The sequence below is a fragment of the Clostridium sp. UMB9555A genome, assembly GCF_030222355.1.
GTDB classification, from domain to species: Bacteria; Bacillota; Clostridia; order Clostridiales; family Clostridiaceae; genus Sarcina; species Sarcina perfringens.
Map to the genome: position 1 here is coordinate 1076142 of NZ_JASORQ010000001.1, position 20436 is coordinate 1096577.

General features: G+C 27.1%; 21 protein-coding genes. 17 read left to right on the forward strand and 4 right to left on the reverse strand.

From position 1 onward, the window contains the following. Positions 1 to 3 precede the first annotated feature (3 nt). The 9 genes from QP548_RS04790 (at position 4) to mprF (ending at position 11057) form a co-directional block, all read left to right on the forward strand. Entirely contained in the window at positions 4 to 903 is a 900-nt protein-coding gene (locus QP548_RS04790) for a sulfide/dihydroorotate dehydrogenase-like FAD/NAD-binding protein (RefSeq protein ID WP_061428125.1), read from the forward strand. Beyond that, the gene (gene gltA / locus QP548_RS04795) at positions 896 to 2302 is read left to right on the forward strand and encodes an NADPH-dependent glutamate synthase (RefSeq protein WP_061428123.1); all 1407 of its coding nucleotides are present in this window, start codon (positions 896 to 898) and stop codon (positions 2300 to 2302) included. The genes QP548_RS04790 and gltA overlap by 8 nt, the downstream gene beginning before the upstream one ends. 23 nt (positions 2303 to 2325) lie before the next feature. Beyond that, positions 2326 to 2664 carry a hypothetical protein gene (locus tag QP548_RS04800; protein WP_061428121.1) on the forward strand — a complete coding sequence of 113 codons (339 nt, stop codon included), beginning with the start codon at positions 2326 to 2328 and terminating at the stop codon, positions 2662 to 2664. A gap of 181 nt (positions 2665 to 2845) precedes the next feature. Continuing rightward, positions 2846 to 3568, forward strand: a complete 723-nt coding sequence (locus QP548_RS04805) for a Bax inhibitor-1/YccA family membrane protein (protein ID WP_061428119.1) — start codon at positions 2846 to 2848, stop codon at positions 3566 to 3568. A gap of 590 nt (positions 3569 to 4158) precedes the next feature. Then, positions 4159 to 5142, forward strand: a complete 984-nt coding sequence (locus QP548_RS04810) for a hypothetical protein (RefSeq protein ID WP_061428117.1) — start codon at positions 4159 to 4161, stop codon at positions 5140 to 5142. Positions 5143 to 5151: 9 nt separating this feature from the next. Continuing rightward, positions 5152 to 6324, forward strand: a complete 1173-nt coding sequence (locus tag QP548_RS04815) for a hypothetical protein (RefSeq protein ID WP_061428115.1) — start codon at positions 5152 to 5154, stop codon at positions 6322 to 6324. Positions 6325 to 6488: 164 nt separating this feature from the next. Continuing rightward, complete coding sequence (locus QP548_RS04820; protein WP_061428113.1) at positions 6489 to 6980, forward strand: hypothetical protein; 492 nt, start codon at positions 6489 to 6491, stop codon at positions 6978 to 6980. 137 nt (positions 6981 to 7117) lie between these two features. Further along, positions 7118 to 8056: a flippase-like domain-containing protein gene (locus QP548_RS04825; RefSeq protein WP_061428111.1), complete on the forward strand. Its 939-nt coding sequence runs from the start codon at positions 7118 to 7120 to the stop codon at positions 8054 to 8056. Positions 8057 to 8501: 445 nt separating this feature from the next. Next, positions 8502 to 11057, forward strand: a complete 2556-nt coding sequence (gene mprF, locus QP548_RS04830; RefSeq protein ID WP_061428109.1) for a bifunctional lysylphosphatidylglycerol flippase/synthetase MprF — start codon at positions 8502 to 8504, stop codon at positions 11055 to 11057. A gap of 85 nt (positions 11058 to 11142) precedes the next feature. On the opposite strand, the gene QP548_RS04835 is transcribed toward mprF, so the two are convergent. After that, positions 11143 to 11391 carry a hypothetical protein gene (locus tag QP548_RS04835; RefSeq protein WP_061428107.1) on the reverse strand — a complete coding sequence of 83 codons (249 nt, stop codon included), beginning with the start codon at positions 11389 to 11391 and terminating at the stop codon, positions 11143 to 11145. A gap of 57 nt (positions 11392 to 11448) precedes the next feature. Next, positions 11449 to 11748, reverse strand: a complete 300-nt coding sequence (locus tag QP548_RS04840) for a hypothetical protein (protein WP_242947982.1) — start codon at positions 11746 to 11748, stop codon at positions 11449 to 11451. A 120-nt stretch (positions 11749 to 11868) separates the two neighbouring features. Here QP548_RS04840 and QP548_RS04845 point away from each other — a divergent pair, with 120 nt between their 5' ends. The 3 genes from QP548_RS04845 to QP548_RS04855 all read left to right on the forward strand — a co-directional run bounded on the left by QP548_RS04845 (position 11869) and on the right by QP548_RS04855 (position 13682). Beyond that, positions 11869 to 12840 (forward strand): Gfo/Idh/MocA family protein, encoded by a 972-nt coding sequence (locus tag QP548_RS04845; protein WP_061428106.1) that lies wholly within the window; start codon positions 11869 to 11871, stop codon positions 12838 to 12840. A gap of 118 nt (positions 12841 to 12958) precedes the next feature. Beyond that, positions 12959 to 13429: a L,D-transpeptidase gene (locus QP548_RS04850; protein WP_061428104.1), complete on the forward strand. Its 471-nt coding sequence runs from the start codon at positions 12959 to 12961 to the stop codon at positions 13427 to 13429. Positions 13430 to 13475: 46 nt separating this feature from the next. Next, positions 13476 to 13682, forward strand: coding sequence for a heavy-metal-associated domain-containing protein (locus QP548_RS04855; RefSeq protein WP_003452114.1), 207 nt, complete (start codon positions 13476 to 13478; stop codon positions 13680 to 13682). 152 nt (positions 13683 to 13834) lie between these two features. Here the strand turns inward: QP548_RS04855 and QP548_RS04860 are convergent, their stop codons facing one another. Further along, positions 13835 to 14044, reverse strand: coding sequence for a cold-shock protein (locus QP548_RS04860; RefSeq protein WP_003452066.1), 210 nt, complete (start codon positions 14042 to 14044; stop codon positions 13835 to 13837). A 261-nt stretch (positions 14045 to 14305) separates the two neighbouring features. On the opposite strand from QP548_RS04860, the gene QP548_RS04865 reads away from it, so the two are divergent. The 3 genes from QP548_RS04865 (at position 14306) to QP548_RS04875 (ending at position 17183) form a co-directional block, all read left to right on the forward strand. Continuing rightward, entirely contained in the window at positions 14306 to 15079 is a 774-nt protein-coding gene (locus QP548_RS04865) for a YdcF family protein (protein ID WP_061428102.1), read from the forward strand. A 571-nt stretch (positions 15080 to 15650) separates the two neighbouring features. Next, on the forward strand, positions 15651 to 16988 hold the full coding sequence (mgtE, locus tag QP548_RS04870) for a magnesium transporter (protein ID WP_061428100.1): 1338 nt from the start codon (positions 15651 to 15653) through the stop codon (positions 16986 to 16988). Positions 16989 to 17018: 30 nt separating this feature from the next. Beyond that, positions 17019 to 17183, forward strand: a complete 165-nt coding sequence (locus QP548_RS04875; protein WP_170869529.1) for a hypothetical protein — start codon at positions 17019 to 17021, stop codon at positions 17181 to 17183. A gap of 59 nt (positions 17184 to 17242) precedes the next feature. Here QP548_RS04875 and QP548_RS04880 read toward each other — a convergent pair whose 3' ends face one another. Beyond that, positions 17243 to 18691: an MFS transporter gene (locus QP548_RS04880; RefSeq protein WP_061428098.1), complete on the reverse strand. Its 1449-nt coding sequence runs from the start codon at positions 18689 to 18691 to the stop codon at positions 17243 to 17245. A gap of 309 nt (positions 18692 to 19000) precedes the next feature. Here QP548_RS04880 and QP548_RS04885 point away from each other — a divergent pair, with 309 nt between their 5' ends. Together QP548_RS04885 and QP548_RS04890 are read left to right on the forward strand one after the other, a co-directional pair. Further along, complete coding sequence (locus tag QP548_RS04885; RefSeq protein ID WP_061428096.1) at positions 19001 to 19612, forward strand: hypothetical protein; 612 nt, start codon at positions 19001 to 19003, stop codon at positions 19610 to 19612. Between the two features lie 62 nt (positions 19613 to 19674). Then, the gene (locus QP548_RS04890) at positions 19675 to 20358 is read left to right on the forward strand and encodes a superoxide dismutase (protein ID WP_061428094.1); all 684 of its coding nucleotides are present in this window, start codon (positions 19675 to 19677) and stop codon (positions 20356 to 20358) included. The last annotated feature ends 78 nt before the right edge of the window (positions 20359 to 20436 follow it).

Here is a 20436-nt window from a genome sequence, read left to right on the forward strand (position 1 = left end):
TAGATGTTTAAAATTTTAGAAAAAAGATATTTAAATGACTCTGTTTATTTAATGAAGATAGAAGCACCTAGAGTAGCTAATAAAGCTAAACCAGGGCAATTTATAATAATTAGAACAGATGAAGAGGGGGAAAGAATTCCTTTAACTATAGCTGATTATAATAAGGAAGATAAAAGTGTAACCATTGTTGTTCAAGGACTTGGGGCTAGCACCTTAGAACTTGGAAAATACAATGAAGGTGACTATATACATGATTTTCTTGGCCCTTTAGGAAGAGAACGTGACTTTATATATGAAGATTTAGAGGAGTTAAAAAAGGAAAGAATACTATTTGTAGCTGGTGGAGTTGGAGCTGCACCTGTATATCCTCAAGTAAAGTGGCTATATAACCATGGAATTTTAGCAGATGTTATAGTTGGAGCTAGAAATAAGGATTTATTAATATTTGAAAAGGAACTTAGGGAGGTTTCTAAAAATCTATATATAGCTACTGATGATGGAAGTTATGGATTTAAGGGGAGAGTAACTGACCTTTTAGAAGATCTAGTTAAGAATAAGAGCATAAATTATAATAGAGCAATTGTAATTGGACCCATGATAATGATGAAGTTTATGTGCATTCTTACAAAGGAATTAAATATTCCTACCACTGTAAGCTTAAATCCCATAATGGTTGATGGAACTGGAATGTGTGGTGCTTGTAGGGTTACAGTTGGAGGAGAAGTTAAATTTGCTTGTGTTGATGGACCAGAATTTAATGGTCATTTAGTAGATTTTGATGAATCTATTAGAAGACAAGCTATCTACAAAACAGAAGAAGGAAGAGCTTTCTTAAAACTTAAAGAGGGAAATACCCATAGTCATGGTGGATGCGGATGTAGAGGTGATTTTAAAAATGAGTAATTTAAAAAAGAAAAGAGTTAAATCTAGGGAGCAAGATCCAATAGAAAGAGGTAAAAACTTTAAGGAGGTTTCCTTAGGATATGGAGAAGAAGAGGCTAGGGAAGAGGCAAATAGATGTTTAGGGTGTAAAAATCCTAAGTGTGTAGAAGGGTGCCCTGTTTCTGTAAATATACCAAGTTTTATATCTTTCATAAAGAAAGGTGATTTTTCTGCTTCTTTTGAAGAATTGTCAAAATATAATGCTTTACCTGCTGTATGTGGAAGAGTTTGCCCACAAGAATCTCAATGTGAAGGAAAGTGTGTTTTAGGAATAAAGGGAGAACCATTAGCCATTGGTCAATTAGAAAGATTTATAGCAGACTTTGCAAGAAATAATAAATTAAGCTCTTTAAAAAAGAGTGAAAAGATTTTAGAAAAGGTAGCTGTTATTGGAAGTGGCCCTGCTGGATTAACCTGTGCAGGAGAACTAGCTAAACTAGGATATAGAGTAACTATTTTTGAAGCATTACATGAGTCTGGAGGCGTTTTAGTTTATGGAATTCCAGAGTTTAGATTACCAAAGAAGGATGTAGTTAAGTATGAAATAGAGGAAATAAAAAAACTAGGAGTTAAAATAGAAAACAATGTTGTTGTAGGAAAAACTGTGGACATTGATGAATTAATAGAAAATGAAGGATTTAAGGCTGTCTTTATAGGTTCTGGAGCAGGTCTTCCAAAATTCATGGGGATTAAAGGGGAAAATGCCAATGGAGTTTTTTCAGCTAATGAAGTTTTAACTAGGGTAAATCTTATGAAGGCTTTTAAAAATGAAAGCCACACTCCTTTAAATTTAGGAAAAAAGGTTGCTGTAGTCGGTGGAGGAAATGTTGCCATGGATGCAGCTAGAACCTCCTTAAGATTAGGAGCAGAAACTCACATAATTTATAGAAGAAGTGAAAAGGAGCTGCCAGCTAGATTAGAAGAGATTCATCATGCTAAGGAAGAAGGAGTTATTTTAGATGTTTTAACTAATCCTACTGAGATTCTAACTGATGAAAAAGGTTGGGTAAAGGGTATAAAGTGTATAAGGATGAAACTTGGAGAGGAAGATTCTTCAGGAAGAAGAAGACCAATTGAAATTGAAAATTCAGAGTTTATTATGGAAGTAGATAGTGTAATAATGTCCTTAGGAACTTCTCCTAATCCTCTAATATCTAATGCCACAAAGGGATTAAAAACAAATAAGAGAGGATGTCTCCTTGTAGATGAAGAAAGTTTAAGTACCTCCTTACAGGGAATTTATGCAGGAGGGGATGCTGTTACAGGAGCAGCTACAGTTATTCTTGCCATGGGAGCAGGGAAAAAAGCTGCAAAGTCCATTGATTCTTATTTAAGAAAAGAAGAGCAAAATAATATTTAGCAATTCTTAAGGAAGAGTTTTATATGAATTTAAAAAAAAATAAATTAACTGTATTAATCTTTACTCTTATAGTAATTTCAACAGCCATAATTTTTTATATATTAAAACCTATTAATTTATTTAAGTTTATTTTATTTTTAATTTATATATTTTTAGAAATACTTTTATTTAGGCTTTGGATATTAAGTACCTATGGGTTTATTTGCATTGATTGTGGGAATACTTTTAATATAGGAATCTTAAAAAGAATTTTATCTTTTAAGAAAAATAAAGAATGTCCGAAATGTAAAAGTAGAAATATAGTAAAAGAACACCTTTGGAGTTATTGCTTACACAGTTGGAATGATTTAGATGAGGATTAATATTAAACAAAGAAATATGATTATAATAGTCTAAAGAATTAGATACTATAAGAAATTAAATTTAACAATTAAATTAATAATTAATTTGCAATCTATCTATAAATGAAACATAATTGACATACTTTTACTTTATAATTTAAACTATAATAAATTACTTATATTTGTATAGGAGGTAGAAAACATGAGAAGAGAATCAAATCCTGCATTAGCAGCTGGGTTTGAAAAGGCTGTTAGTGATGGAACAACCATGACAGTTGGAGGAACTATAGTAAAAATATTAATAATGACAGCTATTTTAGGTGTCGCTTTTGTTTATAGTTGGATAGCTTTTCAAAATCCAGATGTGAATTATAAAAGTGCTTTAGTGGTTTCACTAGGAGGATCATTAATTTTAGGACTATTAACATCATTCATACCAAAGATTGCACAGTTTACAGCAGTTTTCTATGCCGCTTTTGAAGGTGTTCTTTTAGGTTCTATATCAAGATACTTTGAAAGTATGTTTCCTGGAATAGTATTCCCAGCTATGCTTTTAACAATAATATGCTTAGTTGCTACAGTACTTATATATAGAAGAACTCCAGATATAGCTGGAAGAATTAGCAGAGGAGTTTTCATAGCTATAATATCAATTGGAGTTATTTACTTATTAGGAATGGTACTTAGTTTCTTTGGAATAACTTTACCTATATATGGCTCAGGAATAATTGGTATAGGATTTAGCCTATTTGTTGTTGCAATTGCTACAGCAAGCTTAATAATGGACTATGATTTCATACTAAAAGCTTCACAATATGGATATCCAAAGTACATGGAATGGTATGGAGCTTTTGGATTAATGGTAACTTTAATATGGTTATATACTGAAATACTAAATCTTTTAGCTAAATTTTCAGATAACTAAGATATAAAAACTAATAAATATAAATAAGAGGTTTATATCAAATTTAATAGTAAAACTTACAAACAGTATGAAGAGAATATCTAGATGAGCTTTAGAATTTAAATTATTATGGAAAAGATATTACGTTAAGAAGCTGAGATTGTTAATTTCTTAGGAATACAATCTCACAAAGTTCGATTGCATAAGTTCAAGACTCCAAATTCAAAATTTGGACTTTCACTTAAGTTTCGAAGCTTTAGTAATATCTTTGGAGTAATGATTATAAATTCTTAGCAAAATATAGTAATTTTCGGAATATGTTTGTAAGTTTTATTAAAAGTTATTTTCATAAGCCGCTCATTTTTTGCCCTATTTTAGATTAAGTTCTAAAGTAGGGCTATTTCTTTAATTAAATTTTATAAAGTTAGGAATACATAAATAAAAAGTAAATTATTTAAAATAGGTACCTTTAAGTATTTACATATATGATAAATAAAGTATAATTATTATAAAGAGAGCTTGAATTTTATGACTTTTAATGAAGAGATTTAGTAATAAATGAAGTTTTATGGTATATAAACTCATATTAGGTAGTGGGGTAGGAGGAAGTTATGGAGAATAGGAATGAAGATAACTTAATAGATGAATTTAATGAATTAGTTTCAGAAATAAGTAAATCAGTCTTTGATAAATCTATTTATAGAGATTTAAAACTTACAGAAGAAAATTTAATAAAGACCCTTACAAGTACTTCAGAAAAAACTGCTACAATAAATAGAAATAACTTAATAAGTTTACAAAATAATTTAAAGGTAATATTAGATGAAGCTATAGCAGACTTTAATTTAGGGGCTAAGCAAGGGGAAGAAGCCTTTGAGAAAAAAGCTAATGAGTTTTTAAATAATATAGAAGAGGTATCTATTAAGTCAAAAGAAAACATTTACCAATTAAAAGAGAAGGCAAAGGAAACCTATGATGAAATAGAAAAGTTAAAGGAACAAGTAGAGGGAATAAATAAAAATATAGGAGAACTATCAGAGGAAGAGGGAATTCAAAATGCAGCTAATTTACAAAGAATAGGCAGGGAATTAAGTGAAAAGATAAGGACAAGCAATCACATAGCTAAGGAGCATATAGAAAAAATAGAAGAGATGGATAAAATGTTAAAAGGCGAATGCTTAAGAGTTATGAACTGCGTCAATAAACTAGAAAATAGATTAAAGATAGATAAGAGTGAAATTAGAGACAATTTCTTAGGCTTTAAGGAATATATGGGAGAAGGTCTTGAAGAGATAAATTATAATATTAAGTTAGAGTTTAATGAAATAAAGGATCTTTTAGAAGAAGGAAATACTAATATGAATAACTCTATAGAATTATTAAATAGTGCCATAGAGAAGTATAATGTTGATGTAATAGATGCCACAAGAAGGCTTGGAGAGAGAATTAATAATTTAGACAGAAAAATATCTAACATGAACAAGGATGCTGAGGAACCGTTTTTTCATGAGGAATTAAAAAGTGAATTAGATAAAAAATATTACTTTTTAGTAGTTAGTATAGTAATTATTGGTATTTTGGCAGTTTTATTTTAGGAGAAAGCCATGTTAGTTAAGGAATATGAAGTGAAAATTTGTGAGAATAAAGAAGAAAATAAGGTTCTTTATAATTCATCAAATTTAAATGAGAAATTTTTGAATCTATATAATCATATAAAGATATATGAAAAAGAAAATAAACTATTAATAATGACTTTAAAGTTAAGAGAATATATAGAGAATTTAAAACTAGAATTAAAGTCTTTAGAAAACTGCGCTAATAGCAATGAGGAGAATAATAAAATAAATTCTTTTTTAAGGAAAGCAAAAAGAGAATTTAAGGAGATAGATATAAAAATTAACTCTATAAATAAAGATAATTCTAAAGCTTTAGAAGAGGAATTAATAGATGAAGTCTTATTAAATTTAAAGTATAAATTATTAGAATCTATTAAAGAGTATAATGAAGAATTAAATAGGGATTATTTATATCACAATCAGTTAAGAGTTGATTTTGGAATTCAATGTAATGAGTTAAAGAATAAGTTTTTAGAAGAGTTAAAAACTTATCTAGAAAGTTCCTCTAAAAGAATTAAAGAAAATATTAATTTGAAAAGCAGAGTAGTATTAAAGGAAATAAAATTAAATTCAAAGGAAGACATTAATTTAGAAGTAGTAGATATAATAAAAAATGACATTTTAGAATTAAGTGTTGTAAATGAGGAAGTATTTAATATTTATAGAAAATATGAAAAAGAAATAAATGATAGTTTTTTTGAAAGTTTAAATAAATTAGGAATAAAAGAATCAGAGGAGCATGACTCATATAAATGTGAAAAGGTTGATTATACCTCCTTAAATAAGCGATTTTTTAAGTTAATAGAATTTTTCAATAAAGGATTTTTAAAAAATAAAATTTTAATGGATATAGAGAAGTTCATAGGACATGAAAATATAGAAAATAAAATGGAAATAGAACTTTTATATGCCTTAGATTTATTTAAGGAAGAGTATATTAAAAGTATAGAGGGATTAATTTTAAACTTGAAAGAAAGATTAGAGGAAAATATATATTCTAATTTTGAAAGTGATTATGGAAAGTTATTTTCAGTAGAAGATCAAAGCGAAATCTTAAATAATATGTATTTAAATCTAAAAAATGTAGAATCAAATAATTTTAATAAAATAACCTTAGTTGATTATTTAAATAATAGTAAGAGAAGTAAAAGATATACTTAATATATCTTTTGCTTCTTTTTTATCTATATTTAATTTAAATTTAAAGAATTAAATGTCCAGTTATGAAGAAAATAAACCCACTTATGCATGTTAACTTTAAAATTGTAAAAAAATGTTGTATTATATAAGTAGATTATGAACATAAATAGATAGGGGGTAATTTTGTGGGGAAAAAGATAATGTTCCCTATAGTTATTATAATGCTTATTCTTGGAGTTCTTGTTTCTATTTTTATTAAAGAAGATACTTCACTTAAGGTGAAGGAAAGTGAAGTAGTAGCAATGAAATACTATATGAATAAAGAAAGAAATGGAAATTACCATAATATACCTAAGGATTTAGAGAAACAAAGTATTGAAGAGGTAGTAAGTGTTTTAAATGAAAATGATTTTACAGAAAAAAATAACTTTGCACCAATAACTGATAGTAATAGGAAATTATATATCTTTTTAAAAAATAGTGATGTAATTGTTATAAATAATAATAGTATAGATGAGGAAAAATACATAGTTGAATATCCTAATGACTCAATTTTAGGTAGTAGTAATAAATCGAAATATATGGTAATAAACTCAGAGATATTAAAAAAGGTATTTTTAAATATAGAAAATTCTTTTAATGATGTAAACGGTTTTGGAGAGCGGATGAAAGTATAGATGTTTTTATATTGTAATTTTATATTAATAAGAGCGATTTAAAAATTTTTTTAAATCGCTTTTAATTTTGAATTTTATTTAATTTAATGTAAAATAATATTAATGATATGTTAATAAATGCAAAGGAGAGAAAAGAATTGAAAATTAAAGTAAATAATAAAGTTAAGCTTTTTTTTAAGATAACTTTTATAGCAGTAGTATTAGTTTTAGTGGCCTTTGGATTTAAAAATATGTTTAAAGAATTTAATATGACCTATTTTAATATGTATAGAGATAGATTACATTTTTTTAAGCTAACTCTAATTGCCATAGCTGGTATTATTGCATATATGCCTTTATCTATTTATGATTTTATATTGAAAAAGAACGTTGGAATAGATATTAATAATAGAAAGTTATATAAATATTCTTGGATAGCAAGTTCAATTGCAAGTTTACTTGGATTTGGAGGGGCTACATCCTTAGCTTTTAAGCAATACTTTTATGGAAATCATGTTAAGGATAAAAAGAAGCTATTAAGAGAAATAGGAAAGATCATATTTTTAAACTTAACTGGATTATCTGTATTATGCATAATTTATATTCTCTTAGAATTTAAAGATATACAAAATTTAGGGCTTATAAAATATGTAGTATATGGAGTTTCTGCCTATGCTCCTTTGGTTATTATAAATTCATTATATAACTATAAAAAGAAAAAGGATGAAGAAGGATTCACCTTAAAAGTTGTAGGAATATCATTTATAGAATGGACCTTAAATATGCTGCTTATATATTTAATATTAGCTATTACAGGGGCTCATATAAAACTTACAGAATATTTTTATGTTTATGTAAGAGCTACAGCTATTGGTATAGTAAGTATGATACCTGGAGGTCTTGGTACCTTTGACTTAACATTTATAGATGGCTTTAAAGTCTTAGGAGTACCTATAGAGCAAACTTTTTTAGTAATAATACTTTATAGAATAAGTTATTTCATATTGCCAGCAGCAATAGGTGTAATTCTATATATTCATGACTTTGGAATGAATTTTAAAGACTTAATAAAAAGTAGAAAAAATAATGAGGATTAAGTTCGAAAAACATTAATGGGCTGTATCAAAATATAAAAAATAAAACTTACAAACATTATGAAGAGAATATCTAGATGAGCTTTAGAATTTAAATTATTACGGAGAAGATATTACGTTAAAAAGCTGAGACTGTTCGAAGCGAAGCAAGTTTCGAAGCTTTAGTAATATCTTCGTAGTAATGATTATAAATTCTTAGCGAAATCTAGTAATTCTCGGAATATGTTTGTAAGTTTTATAAAAAGTTATTTTGATACACGTCCTTTTTTATTTATATTTAAGGTAAAAATAAGGAAAGTGAAACATTAAAGTAATATTTAACAAGTAAAATTATACAAGGGAAATAATTCTTACATTTTTGTAATGTAAATGAAATAATAATCAATGGATTATTAAGAAAGGTAAAGTGTATAATAAATTTGGATTTTAAACATGGGGAGGATAAAAGGTGAAGTTAAATATTAAGATAAGTGACAAATTAAAATTATTTTTTAAGATAGCATTCGTTTCCGTAGTAATACTATTTATAGTTAGGGAATTTACTTCAGTATTTAAAAATTTCAATTCAGAATATTTCTTTATGTATAGAAATAAACTAGATTTTTTAAACCTATTAATAATTGCAGTATTAGGTATAATTTCTTATATTCCGTTATCTTTCTATGATTTTATTTTAAAGAGAAAAGTTGGAATAAGATTAAGGAATAGGAAACTATATAAGTATTCTTGGATAGCAAGTTCAATTGCAAGTTTACTTGGATTTGGAGGAGCTACATCCTTAGCCTTTAAACAGTATTTTTATGGTGATTATGTAGATGATAAAAAGAAATTATTAAAAGAAATTGGTAAAATAGTAGCCTTAAACTTAACAGGCTTATCAATAGTTTGTTGTACATATATGGGGATTAGAATATCCTCTTGGAATAACCTAGGTATAATAAAATATGCCATAGGAATAATAGCTTTATATGCACCAGGGTTTATAATTTACTCAGCTTATAAATATAGCAAAACAAGGGATAAGTTAGAGTTTTTCAGTACCTTAGGTATTATATTCATATCATTTTTAGAGTGGCTTACAACAATAATTTTAATTTATGCAACCTTAAGAATAACAGGAGCATCAATAAGTGTTTTAACTTTCTTACCAATATATATTGAAGCAGCTGTTGTTGGAATGATAAGTATGATTCCAGGGGGAATTGGTACCTTTGACTTAACTTTTATGACTGGATTAGAGGCCTTAGGCATTCCTATAGAACAAACCCTATTAGTTATAATACTTTACAGAATAAGTTATTACATAGTTCCAGCTCTTATAGGTGTATTACTTTTTGTCCATGATTTCGGTGGAAAAATAAATAAAAAGTTTAATGGATTACCTTATGAAATAGTTTCTAAGGTGGCTTATAAGATAGTGGTATCTTTAGTATTTATATCAGGAGCTATTATAGTTTTATCCAATATAGTACCTCAATATTTATTAAAGATAAAATTATTAAAAGAAATTTTAGGAAAACAGGTATTAGGTTTATCAATTGGAATGAGCGTGATATTAGGATTCTTAATAATGCTTACAGCTCTTATGATGAAATACAGGGCTAAAAGTATTTACAAAGCAAGTATGGTTTTATTTGTATTAGGAATAATATTATCCTTAACAAAGGGGATTAATCCTTATGAATTAGTATTTTTAGTTGTTGTAGCTTACCTTTTATATTTAAGTAAGAGAATGTTCTATAGGGATAGTTTTGTTGTAAGTTGTAAAAATACCTTAATAGATTCAGGTATATTAATTGCATCTTTTTCAATTTATTTCTTTATTTTAATTACCTTTGGAACACATCTTAAATATGTAGGAATTGTTCGTAAAATGCCTTATAAGATGGCGTATAAATTTGGATTTATAGCCTTTGCTTTAGTAACTGTAATATATGTAGCTATTTACTTTTTGAATATAAGAAGAAAAATTCCTGTTAAGACCTTTGATGAATGTAGCGAATATGTAGAAAAGATAATAGAAGAATACAAGGGTGATTCTCTAACACATTTAGTATTTTTAAAGGACAAGTATATTTATTTAAATGAAGATAAGGATCTTTTCATTCAATATGAAGTATATGGAGATAAACTTTTTGTTTTAGGAAATCCTGTGGGAAATAATGAAAATCTATTTAGGGAAATAGAAAAGTTTTGTGAGTATGCTGATAATTATGGTTACACACCAGTTTTTTACCAGGTTAATGATGAAATGATAAGTTACCTTCACTCTAATGGATATGATTTTATGAAAATTGGAGAAGAAGCTAAGGTTGATGTAAAAGAATTTAAAGTTGTGGGAAATAAAATGAAGAGCTTAAAAACTTCAAGAAGTAAGGTGACTAAGGAAGGTTATACTTTCCATATGGTTGAGCCACCTTTTTCAAAGGAATTTTTAGATTCCTTAAGAGAAATATCAGATGAATGGTTAGATGGAAGAAAAGAAAAAGGATTTTCAGTGGGATTCTTTGATGAAGATTATTTAAATAAAGCTCCTATAGCTATTTTAAGGGATGCAGAGGGAGAAATAAAAGCCTTTGCTAATATTATGTATATGTATGATGATGAAAGCTTCTCAGTGGATCTAATGAGATTTAGCAAAAATACTCCAAGGGGAGTTATGGATTTTATGTTCATAAATTTAATTGAGTATGGAAAAGAAAATGGATATGAAATATTCAACATGGGAATGGCTCCTTTAGCCAATGTTGGTTTATCTAAATATGCTTTCTGGAATGAAAAATTAGCTCTTCAATTCTATGAGAATGGACAAGCACTTTACTCCTTTAAAGGATTAAGACGTTTTAAAGAGAAGTTTAGTCATAATTGGGAGTATAAATATATTGCTTACAGAAGAAATACATCCATACTAATAACAGTAATACAAGCAGCTATAGTTTGTTCAAGAAACAGAAATGTAGATGAAAGTCTAGTTGTAAGAAACTTAAAAAGCTTAATTAAATAAAGAGTTATATTTTAATATAGATTTAAAAGGACCAATTTCAGGTCCTTTTAATTTTATATTCAAATAAACAAAGATAGTATATTATCTATTTTTCAGTAATGTTATTTTTAGACTTATTCTTAATAATAAAAGATGGAATAAAAAACACTAGAGAATAAAATATTGTGTAATGAAATCCTTGGGTACCATTAGACCAGGGTTTCAATCCTAAATAGTTTAAGATATTATCTCCAAAGCATATTCCATTTTTAAAAGTAAATATAAATAAAATTCCCATAATAAATAATAATACTGATATTAAATTTAAACATATTCCCTTTGGTGATTTTTTCAAAATACACCTCCTATTAAGATATAATTTCAACAATTTTATAAAATATATTGATATGATTTATAAAACTTGATTTTTTGATTCAGTTGTTATTAATTTATAAATACTTGTTACTGTTAATAGAATTCCACCTGCTACTAAAAACATATCTCCATAATTCTTTATTTTTGAAATAAAGAAAAAGAATGCCCCTATAAAACTTAATAAAGATATGATGTATCCTATTATAGTAATGTTATTATTCTTATTTATCTTAATCCCCTCCATTTTTATATGTATACATTGATGGTAATATATTACATTATATACCGTTTGGGTGTGGTTAATCCATGGATTATTTTGTTTTATATAAATATCCATTTTATATTCTTAAAATTACATAATAAAAATGTTAGTTTAATTTTAAATACTTTTGATTTAAGGTGTTTATTGATTTAAAATAAGTTTAAACAATATACTTTATTAAAAAGGAGCGATAATATGAAAAAACTTAAATGGGGAATATTAGGACCAGGAAATATAGCTAGAGATTTTGCACAGGCTTTAAATAGGGTTAATGGAGAGGTTTATGCAGTAGCTTCTAGAAATAAGGAAAGAGCAGAAAAGTTTGCTAGAGAAAATAATGTTAAGAAAGCTTATGGAAGCTATGATGAAATTATAAAAGATGAAAATATAGATGTAGTGTATATAGCAACACCACACAGCAATCATTATGAGTACATTATAAAAAGTTTAAATAATAATAAGCATGTTTTATGCGAAAAAGCTATAACAGTAAATGAAAGAGAATTAGAAGAAGCTCTAAAAATAGCAAGAGAGAAAAATTTAGTTTTAGAAGAAGCAATGACCTTATTTCATATGCCCTTATATGAAAAGGTTATAAAGAAGATAAATAATGAGGATTTAGGAAAAGTGAATATGGTTCAAGTTTCCTTTGGAAGTTTCAAGGAATATGATGAAAATAACAGATTCTTTAATCTTGATTTAGCTGGAGGAGCACTATTAGATATTGGAACTTATGCTTTATCCTTTGCAAGATATTTCTTATCTAGTATGCCAGAGGAAATCTTAAGTACAGTTAAGAAGGCTAAAACTGGTGTAGATGAGCAGTCAGGAATAATATTAAAGACAAAGGAAGAGGAAATTGCAACTATATCCCTAGCCTTTAGATCTAAAATGCCTAAGAGAGGAATTGTTTCCTGTGATAATGCCTTTATAACAATTGATAATTTCCCAAGAGCTAATAAGGCAACCATAAACTACTTAGATGGTACAGTAGAAGTTATAGAGTGTGGGGAAGAGAAAAAGGCTTTAGATTACGAAGTTAGCTTTATGGAAGAGAAAATAAATGAAAATAAAGAATCTAATAGTATAGATTTAACTTATGATGTTACAAAAATTATGAATAAGGTTAGAAAAGATTGGGGAATTATTTATCCCTTTGAAAAATAATTAAAGTTTTACAAAAGATTTAAGCTTTGTAATAGCTTTAATATTAAAAAATAATATATGAAATTAAAAGTCACCTAAGGAGTATAATGTAGTATTAATATTCCTTAGGTGATTTAATTTGGATAGTAATGCTTTAAAAAAATATAAATCTTTAAATTATACAAATTTTAATAGTGATATGGATTCCTTTGTTAATTCAAACAATCTAGAAAGTAGCACAGAGTATCTTTTAGTAACTAATTTAAAAACTAAATATACTTATGTTTATAAGAAATCTAATAATAAGTGGATAAGAATGTATAAATGGATTAGCACAGTAGGTAAGCCTTCTACACCTACTAGAAAAGGGATTTTCTTTATTAATGGAAGAAAGGCAGGATTTTCTGGAGCAGATTATTCAGTAAAGTATGCTACAAGGATAGTGGATGGCTATTATTATCACTCAATATTATATGATAAGACTGGAAAGAATATAAAAGATGGTAGGCTTGGTGAGGCACTAAGTCATGGCTGCATTAGGCTTAATCCAGATAATGCTAAATGGATATATGATAATATACCAGATAATACTACGGTTTTAATAGCTTAGATTACGCATACTATTTTTGAACATTACTTTGAAAGGAGAAATTAGTATGGAGAAAATTCATTGTTTAGTAGATGGCTTAGGAAGTTCTACAAATAAGACTCAAGTTAAAAATGCCTTAGAAAATTTAGAAGGTGTTCAAAAGGTATGTGTAGATGTAGCTAGAGGAAGTATAGAAGTTATGTTTAATGAGCATACAAGTGAGGGTGAAATTAAAAACTGCATAGAAAACACAGGATTTTCTATAAGGAGTTAGTAAAATTTTCCTAAAAAAACTTTATTAAAATTATAATAAATCCTATAAAAATATTCCGAGTAAATTCACAATATAATTTATAGTGATTACTCGGAATATTTATTAAAACCTTGAAAGCTCTTCTTAACTTAACATGGTTTAAGCCTTAGTTTTTATAGCTTTTGAACATTAGTAGCCATTGGGCCTTTTTCCCCTTCGCTTATATCAAAAGAAACACTTTCACCTTCATGTAAATCTTTTTCAGGTCCTTTCTCCTTCACTTGTGAGATATGTACAAATACATCATCACCTTCATCACAAGAAATAAAGCCATAGCCTTTCTCTTGATTAAACCATTTTACTATTCCAGTTCTACTACTCATAAATACATCTCCTTAAATTAAAAAAGTCTAAACACTAATAGTATTTCATATAATAGTAAATTTAAACATATTTCTTTTAGAAATTTTACTCTTATTTTAAATTAAAGTTCATATAAATTATTTCCTAAAAGGTAATTTATTATGAAAAATAGAAGGGTGCTTAGTAATTTTTTATATTTACTTTTGTAATATTATTGTATATAGTTTCTTTTAAAGTTTTGATAAAATTTTTATATTAAGAACTGGAGAAAGGAGATATATGTGAAGAGTTTAGTTATTAAGTTTATTTCGATTTTTATAGGAATAATATGTATAGCATATTACATATTAGTTAATGCTTTAAGTGGAAAAACAACTTTTAGCTTTTTTTACTTAATATTAGGCATAGGTATTATATTATACACTATTTTTATAAATAAGTTTTTAAAATTACAGTGGTTTAAAAAGGTGTACAAGCCTGTAAAAATTTTAGCTCTTATATGCATAAGTATATTTATAATAGTAGAGGGAGCAATAATTTTCTATCCTAAAAAATCCTTAAAACCTTGTGATTATATAGTTGTTTTAGGGGCTGGAATAAGGGGAGAAAATTTAACTGCCACATTAAAAGACAGATTAGATAAGACCATAGAATATTTAGAGAAAACTGGATACAATGGAGAGATTGTAGTATCTGGTGGACAAGGCCCTGGAGAAAGTATAACTGAGGCTGAAGCAATGGAAAAATATCTAGTGGAAAACGGGGTGCCAAAGGATAAAATTGTACTTGAAAATAAAGCAACTAGTACATATGAAAATCTAAATTATTCTAAGAAAATCATAGAGAACTTAAGTGGAAAGCCTATAAAAGACTTAGATATTTTAGTTGTTACCACAGATTTTCATGCTATGAGAAGCAATCTTTTAGCTAAAAGAAATGGATATAATAATGTTGATTTATATACAAGCAAAACTCAGTGGTATTTAGTGCCTTCTATGTATGCAAGAGAATTTTTTGCCTTTGGTAAATCATACTTCCTTGATAAGAGCATTTAAATTTCATAAATATTTAAACTTTAATTGCTTAATTTAAATTAGACATGAGTTATGAGTGAAATTAATTAAAACTTAGAGTATAGAATTAAAATGAAAAGCAGATTAGAAAAAACTAATCTGCTTTTTGGTTTAGCATGTAGTTATATGAATAAAATGTAAAAGGAGAATCACAACACAAAGAAACAAATTACAGGTTATATAGTTTAAGAATATTCATAGAAGACCCTACATGCTTGTGTAAAATAAGAAAAAGTGAGGTTAAAAATTACTTAATTATAATTTTTATTACTATATATTTATGAACTGTTTTTATGAAATATTACAAAATATAAAAAAACTATGAAAATTTTTATTTACAAATTGTTTAAATATACTTAATATAATATATAGAAATAATATTTTGAAATTTTTATTGCACTTTGGAGGTGGTATGAATGGAAAGCGTTCCCCCTAGTAGGAACTTAAGATTAAAATTAAAGATAAGAGGAATGGTACATTTATATACCCTTAACGAGCAAATTATCGTATAGATAGTTATTATTCCTCTTATTTAAGGAAAAGAGGAAATGATATGAATAAAAGAATAACAAAAGAAAAGCTAAAGGATATTTTAGCTAAATATCCAACTAATAAATTTGATTCTCTAGATGATATACATCCAGCTGATATAGTGGATTTGTTAGAGGAGAATGAGGAAAATATTAAGCTTATAAAAAAACTTCCAGAAAATATGATTGCAGATATTATAGATTTTGCGAAGGATGATGACAAGGTAAATATATTAAAAAGTTTACCTGAAGAAAAGAAGAAGAAGGTTTTAAATTTAATAGCTTCAGATGAACTTACAGACCTTATGGCAAGCTTAGATCGTGAAGAAACTAGCAAATTACTTTCAAGTATGCCAGTTCAAGATGCTAAGGATTTAAGAAAATTATTAACATATGCACCAGATACAGCTGGTGGTGTTATGGCTACAGAGTTTATTTCTATAAAGGATACCATGAGTGTAAAAGAAACTCTAGAGTACCTTCAACTAGAAGCTCCAAAGGCTGAATCAGCTTATTACATATATGTTGTAGATGACTTAGGAATATTACAAGGGGTAGTTTCTTTAAGAGAACTTGTAATAAGTAAGTTTGACGAAAAAATTTCAGAGATTGTGAATAAAAACGTCATAAGTGTTCCTTTTGATATGGACCAAGAAGAGGTTGCAAATATATTTGATAAATATGGACTTTTAACAATACCAGTTGTTGATTATAAAGATATGCTTTTAGGTATAATAACAATTGATGATGTTATTGAAATTATAAAAGAAGAAACAACAGAAGATATACACCGTCTAGGTGGTGTAGATGGAGAAGAAAAAGTTGATAGTACAGTAAAAGAATCTGTAAAAAGTAGATTGCCATGGTTATTTGTTAACCTAATAACTGCGTTCTTAGCTTCTGCCACTGTTGGACTTTTTGAAGGAACTATTAGTAAGGTTGTAATTTTAGCAACATTCATGCCTATTGTTGCAGGTATGGGTGGAAATGGAGGAACTCAAACCTTAACAATTATAGTAAGAGGTATAGCTTTAGGAGAATTAACTTTTAAAAATGCAAAGAGAATTTTCTTTAAGGAAATTGGAGTTGGTATTTTAACAGGGGCTGCCACTGGATTAGTAACTGCAATAGTTGCTGTTTTATGGTCAGGAAAACCTGCAATTGGAATAGTAATAGGATTAGCTATGATATTAAATATGACTGCTGCTACCTTTGCAGGATATTTAGTACCAGTTGTTTTAAAGAAATTAAAAATAGACCCAGCTTTAGCTTCTGCCGTATTTGTTACAACAGTAACTGATGTATGTGGATTTTTCTTCTTCTTAGGTTTAGGAACTTTATTCTTACCATATTTAACTTAGATTATTATTTTTATTAAGAGGGTGGAATTAATGAAGAAGAGTTTTAGAAGTAAAAACATTTTATTAGTGATAATCTTAGCACTTTTAGTATTTGTAGGGGGCAATATTTATTTTAGCAATCCTAATAATTCAGCAAGATTAGAGGTTGGTAATAATCCTCAAGGAATAATGAGCATACAAGAAACTAATAATTAAAAAGGTGCTGTATCAAAGTAGATTTTAATAAAATCTTTGATACAGCACCTTTTATTTTATTATTTATTATTTTTTTTAGATTGAATATATTCAATTATAGAAATTATAAGGCATATGAAACATGAAATAGCAACTAAAATATATACAAATCTCATTCCTGAAATAAATATATCAGGTCTATTAGGAACAGATCCTAAAACTCTAAATCCAGCTAACTTACTCATTTTTGCATATAAAATAGAGGTTGAAGCTGATACTCCAAAGGCAAGACCTAAATTCCTTATTAAGGCATTAGTACCTCCTGCTATTCCAAGCTTATCCTTAGGAACAGAGGACATTATAAGGTTTGTATTTGGAGATTGGAATAATCCATTTGAAAAACCTAATAAGGATAACATAAGGAATATGGATGTTTCACTTGAGTTACTATTTAATGATGATAATAAAATCATTGAAACTCCTGTTAAGAATAATCCTATTAAAGTAAGTATCTTACTTCCTATTTTATCTGATAATGTTCCACTAAGGGGTGCAATAACAAATAATACAATTGGATAAGCTGTCATTATAACTGAAATTTTTCCAGGGCTATAGCCTAAAATATCATTTAAGTAAAAGGGTTGAATAACATTAATTGTATTTATTGCAGTAAAGGAAATAAATGCACATATTAAGCTTACTGAGAATATTGGCTTTTTAAATAAGCTTAAATGAAGCATAGGATTCTTTATCTTGTTTTCATAGATTAAGAATAAAGCAAGAATAATAAGTCCAATTATTAATCCTAGGATTACATATATGCTAGTAAAGCCTAAATGTTGGCTAATTAATATTGATGTAAATATAAGAATTGTAGCAATGAAAAACATTGTTGCTCCAGGCTTATCCATTGACTCAGATTCCTTAGGAATTCTTATTGGTAGATATTTTTTAGCGAATATGTAGCAAATTATACCTATAGGTACATTTATTAAGAAAATATAGTGCCAAGTGAAATATGTAACTATGAATCCACCTAATGCTGGACCTAATATAGAACCTAAGGCAACAAAGGAACCAGAGATACCTAAAGCTTTTCCTCTTTCCTTAGGAGGGAAAACATCTGTTATAATACCTTGGTTAGTGGACATTAACATAGCGGCACCAATAGCTTGCACAACTCTAGATAATACTAGAATAGGAAGTGATGGGGATATTCCGCAAAGGAAAGATCCAAGAACAAATATTAAAATCCCTTTTATAAATACTGAACTTTTTGAATGCATATCTCCTAATCTACCAAAGATTAAAATTGATGCAGAAATTATTATTAAATATGAACTTACAATCCATTCAGTTCCAGCCATAGTTGCACCAAGTTCTTTTTGAAGAATTGGAAGGGCTACATTAACTATGCTACTGTCTAAACATGCCATGAATGGTTGCATTACTAATACTGCTAATATAAACCATCTGTTTTTATAAACTAAATCTTCAGTGTTTTTAGAGTTTTCATTAGCATTATTCACCTAATCATCTCCTTTATTAAATTTTAATTAAATTTTTGTTAAACATTAACTATACAATTATAAAACGACAAAATTTTATTGTCAAAATTGAAAAAACACTTATTTTCCATGTATAAAGGCCTTTTATTAATTAAAAAATATTAAATTTCTAATAATTACTTCCTTTATTAAAAGTTGACTTTAATTAAAATATGCTTACCTAAAAATATTGTTTTAATTTGGAAGAGGGAAAATATCCTATGTTATTATTCATATAAAAGTGTTAGAATAGATACAAAGGAAATAAGTTACATCAAGGGAGGACTTAATATGCTTAAGGTATTTTTTTCTTTTAAAAAACATTTTATAGAACATAAGCTATTGATTCTTTCAGTGGTTCTTTCACTATTTATGTCTAGCATATTAAAATGGAGTTTCTTCAAATATATAGTTGGTATATTATCTTTTTGTATGATAATGCTAGATTACAAAGAGAGTTTAGATAATTTTCTTGAAAGTAAAAAGTTAATATATAAAAAGTATGCAAAGAATATATTTTTTTTAGTTGATAGTTTAATTGTAGGATTTATAATAAATGAAGTGTTTTGGATACTTACTAAAAATGAAATTTTTCAATTTAAAGAAGGAGTTTTAAAAAGTACATTAATAACAACAATAAGTATAATAGCCATAGTTAATATTGTTTATGCACTTTTTCTAGAAAAATTAGATTTTGAAGATATAAAGTGGATAAGTATTGTCTTAACTTTATTTATAATGAATAGTAATGTTATTAATGGAACAATAAATAGTTTATATATAATTCAAAGTAAGGATGGGTTAAATTTAATTATTACCTTAATAATTGTTTTAGGCATATTTTTTATTAGCTATTATATATTTAAAACTTTGATTTTACAAAGTATTAAATTAAAAAAATAAATATAAAAATAGGTATTGGGAAGAATAATAATAAATTATTTCAAATATGAGGAGGTAAAAAAATGAAAAATAATTTTTTAAAACACAAAAAAAGTCCATTAATGTATCCAGCTTATACAGGATCATCTTCAACTAAAGGGGAAGGTTTTAAATTAAAACCTTTAGATTATCCTTATGATGCTTTAGAGCCATCAATAGATGCAGAAACAGTAAAAATTCATCATGACAAACATCAACAAGCTTATGTAGATAAGTTAAATAAAGCTTTAGAAAAACATCCTGAGCTTTATGGCAAAAGTTTATACGATATTTTAAGCAATTTAGATGATATGCCAGAGGATATTATGGCTGATTTAGTAAATCAAGGTGGTGGAGTTTATAACCATGAATTCTACTGGAGCATTTTAGGAAAAGGCTGCAATAGACCAGTTGCTGAAATAGCAGATGCTATAGATAGAGATTTTGGTTCTTTTGAAGAATTCAAAGAAAAGTTTAAACAATGTGGAATATCTACTTTTGGTTCAGGTTGGGCATGGTTAGTTAGTGACAAAGATGGAAAATTAGAAATTATGTCAACTAAGGATCAATCATCTCCTATTTCTTTAGGATTAATTCCTATATTAACAATGGATGTTTGGGAACATGCTTATTATTTAAAATATCAAAATAGACGTCCAGAGTATATAGACTATTTCTTCGATATAATAAACTGGAAAAAGTGTGAAGAATATTATAACAATAGATAATAGAAAAATATTATAAAAAATATATAAATTACAGAAAGAGCGTGTATCAAAGTAAGTTTTATTGAAAAATTATTTTGA